Genomic DNA, 10,319 nt, shown 5'->3' on the forward strand with positions numbered 1-10,319 from the left:
CTGTAGTCGGGGATCTCACATCGGCAAGTACGCCATTACATATCACGGAAGCTCATATGACAGCCAAAGTAGGAAGAGTCGACCACCCGGTCGTTGCCGTTCACGATCTTCAGGCAAGCCGCCAGGTTTTCGAAAAGCTGGGTTTTCTTGTGCCGCCGAGTGGCAAACACCAGGAATGGGGCACGGAGAACGTGTGCATCATGTTCCCGGAGGATTACATCGAAATCCGCGGCGTCGGCGATCCGAACAAGTTTCTGGCCGGCCTGGACAAGTTTCTGGTGCATGGTGAGGGACTAAGTGGTGTTGCATTCAACGCAAAATCCGCTAAGGAAAGCTACGAGTCGGGGATTGCATCGGGTCTGGGCATTCGCCAGCCAAAGCATCTGAATCGTCTACTCGTACTCGAAAACGAAACGCTGGATTTGCACTTCGAGACCGTCATGCTGGCACCGGATCTGTACCCAGGTCTCACCCACGCAAACTTGTGCGAGCATCTGACCGCCGATACCCTGCGTAAGCCCGAGTGGCTGAATCATCCGAACGGCGTGTATTCGTTTGGGCGTATCGTCGGCGTGGTCAGCGATATGGAAAGCGCGCGAGACACCTATGTGCGCCTGCTGGGTGCCGAGGCCGTGCATTTCGACGGCGAAAAGATCCATATCGATCTGAAAGAGGGCGCCGATATCGAGTTGATTTCGCCGGCCGAGGCAGAAAAACGTGGTGACGCTCACCCTGCTCGGGGCGATGCGTACATTGCAGCGGCCACGTTGCTGGTCGACGATCTGCAGAAGACGAAGGCGGTGTTCGATCAGAACGGTATCGCTTACCGCGCCGCGGGCGAACTGATTGCAGTCGATCCGGCGTTCGCGTGCGGCACTCACTTTTATTTTGAAGAGCGGAAGCGTTAAGCCATAACGGCAACAGCATGCGGCGACTGACGTTTCATATCATCGCCGCGGCGCGATTGGTACATAACAGCCTACTCGAGCGGCGGATTGCACCCGCCGCTTTGATCTCTGCAGCACGCTGCCCGTTCCGGCAGCGTGCTCACGTCTCGAATCTCGAGTTTGACGCTGGCACTTTCTGTTGAAGTTTGGGCCAAGGAACGGTAGCCTGATTGCTTTGCTCGGCGGTGCCAACCTAAAACAAGCGGTTTGAAAAGTGGAACCTCGTCATGCCGCAGTTTTTTATATTTCGTGACGGGGAGGGGTTGCGTCGACACGGCGGAGCCTCAGAGAGACGCAGTCGAGGCACAAAGATCTCGTTCAATTGCGCTTATCTCGTCTTGGCGCCCACGATCTCGTGCGGGCTGAATCGACGTTCAAGGCCATTTCATTTTCGTCGCGCCAGCTTTCGGGCTTGCGTTATACAAGCAGAAATCGATTGTCGCCGCGGTATTGCACACGTAGCCTTTGAAGGAAATCCAGACCGAGCGTGAGCTTCATTTCACGTGGATGTGTGTGAAGTCTTGGGAAGGCCGCGCGAGCCTTCATTACCATGGCGACTTCGCTTCCAAGTTTTTCGGGATAGGATGCGAGGTACCAGATTTGAAATACTTGCATGTTGAACGAAAGCCCCTGGCCTAGTTGGCCACATTCGATTGTTGCAATGAAAACTACGTGGTCGTTTTCCTCCTCCTCAAACGAAAGTTGAGCACTCGGGTCGCGGTCTGCGTGCTTGAGAAAGTTTTGGGCGCTATTCAGACTTGCCAACGCGTCCTTTTTGGAAAGACCAGATTCCTCAATAAGCCTCGTACGCCATGACTCTCCGGGGCTGCTAACCCAACGAGATCTGCGAACAGGCCATGTGCGGCGGCCGCGAGCGTGCGGATCGCAAGTGGGTCGTGATCCGAAAACAACAGCTCGATTGCTTCGTCGAGTTGCCGCGTAGCCGCTTCAACTTTGTCAACGGTGATCTTAGTCATAGGCGTCTGCCGGAAGAATGCGATGAACTTGCATCTTGATAGAGTGTTGCCGCAACTCATGCCAAAGCTACGCCGAGAGTATCGAAGACCCAGGTCGCTTCTACGTGGCGGATACCTTCAAGCAGATACCCGGAGTCGGTGTTTCCTGCTCCGAACATCTCGTGCTCGAAAATGGCATCGCGGATCGGTGTGTCGACGGTCGGTTCGGTCATCCATCAGTTCACTGTCGGCTGCCGGCCGGAGCGGGCGTGCTGCGGCTGCCGCACGGTGGAGGGAATTCTGCCACACCGCGAACGTGTCTTTCCGTCCTTATTCGCCAGTTCCTTGAGCCATGCAAACGAACATCAACCAGTGAGTGCCTCCCGGAAGAGCTCACCGTTCCACGTCTTTCTCAATTCCATCAATGCAACTAACCGTCTTGCACGAAACCGTAACCCACAAACGTCAAGCCCGGTCTGCAGAGGGCCGGGGCGATGGCCTGCCGTCCGCATGCGCGCGGCCAAATCCGCAGTCTGTAGCAGCCGTAGTCTGTGACCATCCGCGCTCTGGTAAATTTAGAGCGAGGAACAGCAAAAGTTCGCAAGTGAATCCACGAGGTGTGTGATGGACGTTGTTGATTTCGCCGCAGGCGTGTCGTCAGACGGAAGCGCAATTGCGTTCCGGTTGTCCGGCCGGATTGGCGACGCCGAGTGTGCGATTACGCGCGAGGCACTTGAAGTGCATTTCTGGCTACCAGTGGGCGCGGATGCCAGTCGCATGCTCAGGACGTTCGCTGATGGTCGAAATCGAATTGTCGCAGTCGCTGAAAGAAAAATGCGGGCGCGGCCCGGCCAGCCCGTTCGACTCAACAGTCATGATTTCAGCGCAAAGCGTTAGGTAGACCTCAACCCGCGCATCGCGAAGTTCCAAACTCGTAGCCGGCCGCGATCACAATCGTCCATCAGCAAATCCGAACATAAAAGTACGACCGCTCATGTCGAGGCCATTCTGAAATGTCGTAGTGGCAGCCAAATAGATGGAATGGTCGCCTCCCGCCTTAACGGTCTGTCCGGCGCCGCGGTCTCGCTTCCGGAACGTGCGACATTGCGGGTTCGGCAGTCCTGCCGCCAAGGAGAATCAGATGGAACCCACGATCATTGCCATCGATCTGGCCACGCGCGTCTTCCAGATCCATTTCGTCGATTCTGACACCGGCGCAATCCACAGCAAGGTTCTCAAACGCGCGCAGCTGCTACCGTTCTTTGCCAACCGGTCTGTGTCGCGTGTAGTGATGGAAGCCTGTGGTAGCGCTCATCACTGGGCACGGCAACTGGCTCGGCTTGGCCACGATGTGCGGCTCATTGCAGCGCAGTTCGTGCGGCCCTTCGTCAAGTCGAACAAGAACGATGCAGCGGACGCGGCGGCAATCTGGGAAGCTGCGCAGCGTCCGGGCATGCGCTTCGTGACCGTCAAGACGGAAGACCAGCAGGCCATGCTCGCGCTTCACCGGATGCGGCAGCAACTCGTACGGTTCCGCGTCATGCAGGTCAATCAGATGCGCGGTCTGCTGTACGAGTTCGGCGTGGTCCTGCCGCAGGGTCGCCGTGCCTCGATCGAGGCCGCCAGAGCGGCACTCGCAACGCTGGCAGACCATTTGCCGACGATGCTCACGGAAAGCCTCCAGGACCAGCTCTCACGAATGCTCGTGCTCGACGACCAGATCAGGCGCATCGAGCAGCGCATTGTCGAATGGCGACGCAGTGACGAAGCCTGTCGACGTATCTCAGAGATTCCTGGCGTCGGTCTGCTTACGGCCACCGCCGCAGTGTCTGTCATCGGTCAGGCGAAGAACTTCCGTTCTGGGCGTGAATTTGCGGCTTACCTCGGCCTGGTGCCAGGTCAGAACAGCTCAGGCGGCAAGATCAGACTCGGCGGCATCAGCAAACGTGGCGACGTGTATCTACGGACGCTACTGATACACGGTGCCCGGGCTGTCATCTCAAGTTCGAAGCACCTGCCCGAGCGATTGCGCCTCCTGTTGACGCGACGTCCGACGAACGTGGTCGCTGTCGCACTGGCCAACAAGATGGCGCGAACGATCTGGGCATTGCTGGCTTATGGGCGAACGTATCAGGCAACGCCAGTGCAGTAAGCATGCATCAAGGCATTTAATCTCATCCACGGTTGCACAGGTGTATTGAACGATGGCAAGACAGGTTGGACCGCGCAAAGGCAAGCCTGAGACATTTCTCGGACCTTGAGTCCGCTCATTTAGATTAGGACCTTTGCGGTGAAATCCATCGGGGCCGGCGGGCACGTCCCGCGATCGAGTCCGGATATAAGTCCGCAACCACCCTCCTCGCCACGCACAATCGCCTTGCAAATGGGAGGCGACCATATAAGAAATGTCGTATCCGGGGTTGGGTTTGACGTCAGGTTTGCGCCTGTCTTTAACGGTTTGAATCTCACACAGCGTTGAAGGACAGCGTGTGAACGGGCAGGGCGTGTCAGTCCGTTCAGGCAGATCCTGCAGACCGACGGCCAGGTTTGCGTGTTTGCTTCGGCTGCCTGCATTGTGACAATTCCGTGATCACATCGTTGATGTCATCCTGTGTGAATTCACGCTGCTTCTTTGTGCCCTGCACGCGTTCCGTTTCCCGAGCCGGTTGTCCCTGATTCGTGCGCGCAGGGGAGCCGGAGATGCGCCGGTTGTCGCGTTGCGCCTGGATCGCCTGCGCGACCTGCAGTACGTGACTCAGGCGTTTGTGTTCAACGACCGCGCCCTGATCGATCTCGGCCAGCCGGTCGTACTGCCTGTACGGCAACACACGGCCATCGGCGCGAATCTCGATGCGTCCGTCCGGGTACTCCCACACGTCGATGTAACGGTGGATCAGTTTCCGGTTCTCCGCCGTGTTACCCAGCAGGTACATCACGCGGTCGTACTGGATGGTCAGCGATTTCGTCACCCGTCGCGTCTCGCGCCACGTCATCAGCAGGTCGAGATTCTCATCACCGCGCAGCGGCCGGTGCGCGTCGAAATCGCTCTTCGGCGGCTTTGCGAAGCGTACGTTATACAGGCCTGGCCGGGATTCGTAAAAAATCCGCCACATCTCGGTCTAAGTGGCTGATTTAAATAAAAAATCGATGGTCGGATCGAGCGGTGGAACGGGGCGTTGAAGATCCAGCAGATAGTCCCCGAGCCGGTTAATGTGCTCCCGCCGGTACGGGGTGTCCCCAAGATTCGGGTCTTTTCGCACGCCAAGCGATGTCGCTTGCCGGCCCATGAACCGCCAAATGGACACGCTAGTCAGCTGACCGCTATGTGGCGTAGTACGGACAGTACGGCAGCGTTTGCTCCCATGGAGATCATCGCCCGATTCGCGCAGGACGAGCTATGTCGGCCACGCTGATTCACTGTAGCCGTGTCACCACGCGCTTGCTGATTTTTTATAGGCGTGATTGACCCGGACCGCTGTCAGGATATTCGCTGCGGCCTGCTCGCGGACCGCTCGCCTCACTCTCACGTTGCGACAGGCGCACAAGCGATCGAAGCGAGAAGCGGCGGCAACGCGTACTGGGCAAACAGCTTCACGATACGGAGATCGACGCCAATATAACGACCTTCTTCGTGAAGCATGTTCAACGTGCCTGCGGTCCTCCCGCACCAGCGTATCGGCATGTTGATGACGCTCCCGAGGCCCAGCGAAGCCATTTTTCGATGATGATCGAATACGGATTCGAGATCCTGCACCCGATGTCCCACATAGGGTATGCCGTCCCGAATCACGGACTGCGCCCAGGATTTCGACGCTATCGTGGTGCTCGTCCCCGCCGGATACGCATCGGGGTGGCTGGAGTACAACCGAGTGGATCGGGTCAGCGCTTCGTCATAGGTGAGGATCGTCATAAGCTTGTGCGACACAATTCGTTGCAAGGCCAAGTCGAGTGCGCGGAAGACGTCCGCAGGTTGCCGCGCGTTGCTGCAGGCAGCTGCGATCGAGTCAAGTTCCGGAAGCAGATTTGCGTTTATCATTGGAATTCCTCTGCAACGATGGCTTCGAGTGAAAGCCCTTTCGTCCTCGGCCCTAGAATCATGACGGCGAGTGCGCCGGCTCCCAGTACGGCGGTCGTCAGGCCGAAGACGCTTCCAAATCCAACTATCGGGAACAGATAGCCGACGATGATTGGTGACGCGATAGCACCGACGCGGCCGACGGCTGATGCGAATCCCGCACCGGTCGTGCGAATTGCAGTCGGAAAAATTTCTGCGGTGTAAGCGTAGACGCCCGCGTATGTCCCGTTCATCGCGAAAGACAGGCAGGCGCCTGCGATCATGACGGCCTCGTTGGTGTGCACAGCCGACAGCGCCAGCGCAGAAACCGCGCCTACTGCCATGTACGACACAATCGTCGCCTTGCGGCCTATCTTCTCGTTAAGATAGGCCGCCGAGAACAGGCCAGGCACTTGCGCAAGGTAAATGACGAACGAATAGCCGAAGCTCTTCGTAATGCTCATCCCGTTCTGGACCAGCAAGCAGATGGTCGCGTTCAAAGTCGCTAAGGCTAATCGCTAAGCTAAAGGGACCTAACAATCGACAGAGAGCGGCTTGTCGCGACATCGTTTCGTCAGATACTCGATCGGCATGGTTTGCTGTATTTCGGATTGGCTGATGGCGCCGACGAGATCCGACCGAATTAACTGAAGGATATGCGGCGTCGAGCGCGACGGCAGAGGCGACCGTCCGGTAGCGCTGTGACAGCAAACGCCTAGCCCGAAGAACTCAAGGTGCGCTTAGGGTCGCGTACCGTCTCTCGCAGAGCTCGGCGCACGCACTGCAATGCTCATCACTTGAGGCATTCCCCGGCCACTGGACCTAAACCGCTCGCGCTCCCGCATAGCCGTTCGAGCGTCGACTCCGCTCTGGCAGTGGAGCACCGCTCGACTGTCGTTGGTGCACAAGCCGTGCGCGGTCCTACATGGAAATGAGGAAAGCCTTTTGTCCTTGCCGTGCTTAAAAGCAGTGTTCCGACGCGGGGAAGAGATTCTCCTTCACTGCCTTGACATACGCGCGGATAGCTCCCTCGATGCTCGACTGACCATCCATGAAGTTGCGTACAAAGCGAGCGGTCTTGCCGGGAAAGACGCCCAACATGTCGTGCATCACAAGCACTTGCCCCGAACAGTCCGGACCAGCCCCGATACCGATTGTCGGGATATCCAGCAACTCCGTCACCTCCCTGCCGACGGAAGTCGGAATGGCCTCAAGAAGGAGAAGCGATGCGCCTGCTGCCTGCAGTGCAATGGCGTCGGCTTTCAATTGCTCCACGTCTTCTGCTTTTTTCCCTTGCACCTTAAACCCACCGAGTCGATGCACGGACTGCGGCGTGAGGCCAAGATGAGCGAAAACCGGTACGCCACGCTCAGTGAGAAATTTGACGGTATCGACCAGCCAGGCGCCCCCTTCAAGTTTGACCATCTGCGCACCCGCTTGCATCAGTTTCACAGCATTGTCGAATGCAGATTGCGGAGTTGCATAGGTACCGAATGGCATGTCAGCGGCCACAAATGCAGATCGGTTTCCTCGAGTGACCGACGCTGTGTGATAGGCGATATCCGCCAGATTGACCGGCAATGTCGTGCTGTGGCCCTGCAGTACGTTGCCGAGCGAGTCGCCCACTAGCACCATATCCACGCCACAGCGGTCCATCAACGATGCGAAGCTGGCGTCGTAACAGGTCAGCATTGCAATATTTTGGCCTGCATTTTTCATGTTCAATAGCGAAGACACGGTGACCGCTTTGCGGCTTACGGCGCTCTCGCCTTCCTGAAGATATCCAGCCATATTTTCTACTGGTTGTTAAAAAGGGGGCGCTCGCTTGCTTTCCAAGCTTTGAACGGGGAAGAGGCACTCATTTCACGTTTTGACTGAGTGCAACTCGCAAAAGCATCCGGCGCACGCACGGAGCGCCATGATAAAGGACCGGGTCCACTCGCCCGATGCGGAGCAACACTTTGTGCGCATCTCTGGGGTTGGCCAAGGTTTCCGGCTTCCGCAGTCGGGCTGGGTGCAACCGCACGCGAAGTCGTCATGCTGCGCCGGCCGCGCTCAACCTCGATCTACTTCTCTACCTTGCCGTGCATCACCATGATGGTTTGTTGCATCAACGCACATAGCGTTTCATTGCCTCCTTTGACGGCGAATACTTCTGCCTGAGTGACGATAAGCGTACGGCCGGGACGGACTGCCCGGCCACGGGCAATCAGGCTGTTGGCGTCGGCCGCGGCAACCAGATTCAGCTTGTATTCGACGGTCAAGACTGAAGCGCTGGCCGGTACCAATGTCATAGCGGCATATCCGCCAGCAGAGTCGGCAATCATTCCCACGACGCCGCCATGTACGAAACCATGCTGCTGCTCGACACCATTCCAAACCGGTAGGTGAATTTCGGTGTGGCCATGTTCAACCACGGGCATAGTCGCCTGGATCAACGTCATCGCATTCTGGCGCATGAAGCTGGCGCGAATGCGTTCAGCGAATAGGGAGTCGGGTATATGTGCCATAAAGGGGATTGTATTGTCAGATTCCATATTATCGAGCGACGCAAGCGGCTCCAACTCCAATGACGCGACTGATGGATCTGCGAACGCATGTGGCGATCGCCTTCTGTTTGGCGTACCCGCGTCAGTCACTCTTCTTGCGCCAATCGCACGAGGATGTCGGCAAGTGCACGAATCTTCGGCTGGGCCGCACGTTGAGATGGATATACCAGGAAGTACGACGCACCGTTTCGCAATGCCTCGCGAAACGGTGTCGTCAGGGAGCCCGCTTCAAGCTTGTCTTGCGCCATGCGTGGGTCGCCGATTGCAACCCCATGACCTTCTGCTGCGGCAGTGAGCGTCAATTCAAGTGTGTCGAATACAAGCCCCTGTCGAGCATTGATGTACGTCGCCCCGACACTATCAAGCCAACCACGCCATTCCGCGTAACCAGGTCCAGGATGTAGCAACGTCACGTCCGCAAGATCAGCGACCGATCTGAGAGACGCAGCCAATGCGGGTGTGCACATTGGCGCGAGCGTCTCGGCAAACAGCGGTACCGCTTCTACGCCCACCCACTGTCCGGTGCCACGCACGACAATGGCGTCGACATCCGGCGCGGTGAAATCCGGCATGTCGTCAGCGGATGTCGAGATCCGCAGCTCAATGCCGCCCAGCGCAATGTTGATTTCTGCCAGCCGCGGGAGCAACCAGCGAATCGCAAACGTGGACGGTAACCGAACCGTGATCACCGACGCCGCGCCATGCTGAATTGCAGCATGTTGAACGAGTTGCGTCAGCACTTTGACTGCCACCGTAAGCAGCGTGTCTCCCTCTGCTGTCAATGCCAGCCCTGACGCGTGACGCACGAACAGTGCACATTGATAGTGCGCTTCCAGTTGCTGGATCTGCCGACTGACCGCTCCCTGCGTGCGGCACAGATGCTCTGCGGCCTTACTCACGCTGCCGAGAGACGCCGTAGCGACGAACGCCTGAATTCCGGCTAGCGACGGCAGCGGGCGGGTCAGATCTGCCAGCGGGTATGTTCCGGGCGCATACCCCGCTTGCGGATTTTTCGATTGTTCGGTCATCGGCGCGTCGCTATCGTGTTTCAACCAGGGGCGTGCTCGTTTGACCGGGCCGCATCTTTAACGAATTATCGGAGGTTACTGTGGTGTCATCGCCGGAATTACTCTATACGCAGCAAGTTCGCACCTACCTCAAAGAGTTGGAGCGCGGCGACGTCGCCGCGATCTGCGCCCTGTTTGCACCGGACGCACAGATTTTCTCGCCGTTTCTCGGTTGGATGCAAGCGGCACCGTTCTTTGCCAAAGTCAGCGAAGCATCGGGAGACAGCACGATCACGTCTATCGACATCTGTGTGAGCACAACGGGCGCTCGGCGTGCGACAGGTTACTTCATCTACGATTGGGTGCTCAAAGACGGTTCCACGGCCAGGTTCGAGTGCGTCGATGTGTTCGAGTTCGACGCCAACGGTCTGGTCGAGCGCATGATAATTGTGTACGACACTTATCCTATCCGCAGCACTGTCGGCGATAAGTACGCATAGTTTGCCGACTAGTCGTTTACTCGGTCATGTCTCTGGTCAAACCGCTGAATTGTGCGTTTTGCCGTGCATGCAACGCGGTATTCCGCATCTTTAGGCTGCACCTAATCCCCGCTTTCGAACAATCAAATTCCAACCTGTTTTTGGTGTCGGCAACCTGCGTCCTACCTCGTGAACGAACGCGAGGCGACACTCAGGAACGATAGCCGAGACCTGTTCGTTCCTGCATCGAAGCCTGCTCTTGGAGATGGTTATGAACGGCCGGAAAGGATTGGTTAAATTAGGTGCGGCACTCAGCATGGGCGGAAT

At 57.4% G+C, this 10,319-nt stretch carries 12 protein-coding genes and 1 pseudogene; 4 read left to right on the top strand and 9 right to left on the bottom strand.

Annotation, left to right across the window (positions count from 1 at the left end):
• Positions 1–56 precede the first annotated feature (56 nt).
• The gene (locus FSO04_RS36885) at positions 57–908 is read left to right on the top strand and encodes a VOC family protein (RefSeq protein ID WP_154566414.1); all 852 of its coding nucleotides are present in this window, start codon (positions 57–59) and stop codon (positions 906–908) included.
• 456 nt (positions 909–1,364) lie between these two features.
• On the opposite strand, the gene FSO04_RS47150 is transcribed toward FSO04_RS36885, so the two are convergent.
• Genes FSO04_RS47150 through FSO04_RS36895 form a run of 3 tightly spaced genes read right to left on the bottom strand, consistent with a single transcriptional unit; the run spans position 1,365 to position 2,136 of the window.
• Positions 1,365–1,712 (bottom strand): hypothetical protein, encoded by a 348-nt coding sequence (locus tag FSO04_RS47150; protein ID WP_199203088.1) that lies wholly within the window; start codon positions 1,710–1,712, stop codon positions 1,365–1,367.
• Positions 1,700–1,924 carry a hypothetical protein gene (locus FSO04_RS36890; RefSeq protein ID WP_154566415.1) on the bottom strand — a complete coding sequence of 75 codons (225 nt, stop codon included), beginning with the start codon at positions 1,922–1,924 and terminating at the stop codon, positions 1,700–1,702. The genes FSO04_RS47150 and FSO04_RS36890 overlap by 13 nt, the downstream gene beginning before the upstream one ends.
• Positions 1,925–1,980: 56 nt before the next feature.
• Complete coding sequence (locus tag FSO04_RS36895) at positions 1,981–2,136, bottom strand: hypothetical protein (protein ID WP_154566416.1); 156 nt, start codon at positions 2,134–2,136, stop codon at positions 1,981–1,983.
• A 391-nt stretch (positions 2,137–2,527) separates the two neighbouring features.
• Between FSO04_RS36895 and FSO04_RS36900 the strand changes: the two genes are divergently transcribed.
• Both FSO04_RS36900 and FSO04_RS36905 read left to right on the top strand, forming a co-directional pair.
• A complete protein-coding gene (locus FSO04_RS36900; RefSeq protein WP_154566417.1) occupies positions 2,528–2,800 on the top strand; it encodes a DUF1488 family protein in 273 nt (90 codons plus the stop codon).
• Positions 2,801–3,044: 244 nt separating this feature from the next.
• Positions 3,045–4,055: an IS110 family RNA-guided transposase gene (locus FSO04_RS36905; protein ID WP_154566418.1), complete on the top strand. Its 1,011-nt coding sequence runs from the start codon at positions 3,045–3,047 to the stop codon at positions 4,053–4,055.
• Between the two features lie 364 nt (positions 4,056–4,419).
• On the opposite strand, the pseudogene FSO04_RS36910 reads toward FSO04_RS36905, so the two are convergent.
• The 6 genes and pseudogenes from FSO04_RS36910 to FSO04_RS36935 all read right to left on the bottom strand — a co-directional run.
• Positions 4,420–4,980: pseudogene (locus FSO04_RS36910) on the bottom strand (ISNCY family transposase); the annotation flags it as partial.
• A gap of 446 nt (positions 4,981–5,426) precedes the next feature.
• A complete protein-coding gene (locus tag FSO04_RS36915) occupies positions 5,427–5,813 on the bottom strand; it encodes a GAF domain-containing protein (protein WP_154566419.1) in 387 nt (128 codons plus the stop codon).
• A gap of 122 nt (positions 5,814–5,935) precedes the next feature.
• Positions 5,936–6,439: an MFS transporter gene (locus FSO04_RS36920; protein ID WP_233465117.1), complete on the bottom strand. Its 504-nt coding sequence runs from the start codon at positions 6,437–6,439 to the stop codon at positions 5,936–5,938.
• Positions 6,440–6,917: 478 nt separating this feature from the next.
• Positions 6,918–7,748, bottom strand: a complete 831-nt coding sequence (panB, locus tag FSO04_RS36925; RefSeq protein ID WP_154566420.1) for a 3-methyl-2-oxobutanoate hydroxymethyltransferase — start codon at positions 7,746–7,748, stop codon at positions 6,918–6,920.
• A 275-nt stretch (positions 7,749–8,023) separates the two neighbouring features.
• Positions 8,024–8,467 (bottom strand): PaaI family thioesterase, encoded by a 444-nt coding sequence (locus FSO04_RS36930; RefSeq protein WP_154566429.1) that lies wholly within the window; start codon positions 8,465–8,467, stop codon positions 8,024–8,026.
• A 125-nt stretch (positions 8,468–8,592) separates the two neighbouring features.
• Positions 8,593–9,534: a LysR substrate-binding domain-containing protein gene (locus FSO04_RS36935; protein WP_154566431.1), complete on the bottom strand. Its 942-nt coding sequence runs from the start codon at positions 9,532–9,534 to the stop codon at positions 8,593–8,595.
• Positions 9,535–9,614: 80 nt separating this feature from the next.
• Between FSO04_RS36935 and FSO04_RS36940 the strand changes: the two genes are divergently transcribed.
• Positions 9,615–10,013: a nuclear transport factor 2 family protein gene (locus tag FSO04_RS36940; RefSeq protein ID WP_168435973.1), complete on the top strand. Its 399-nt coding sequence runs from the start codon at positions 9,615–9,617 to the stop codon at positions 10,011–10,013.
• Positions 10,014–10,319 lie beyond the last annotated feature (306 nt).

Source organism: Paraburkholderia madseniana (assembly GCF_009690905.1).
GTDB lineage: Bacteria > Pseudomonadota > Gammaproteobacteria > Burkholderiales > Burkholderiaceae > Paraburkholderia > Paraburkholderia madseniana.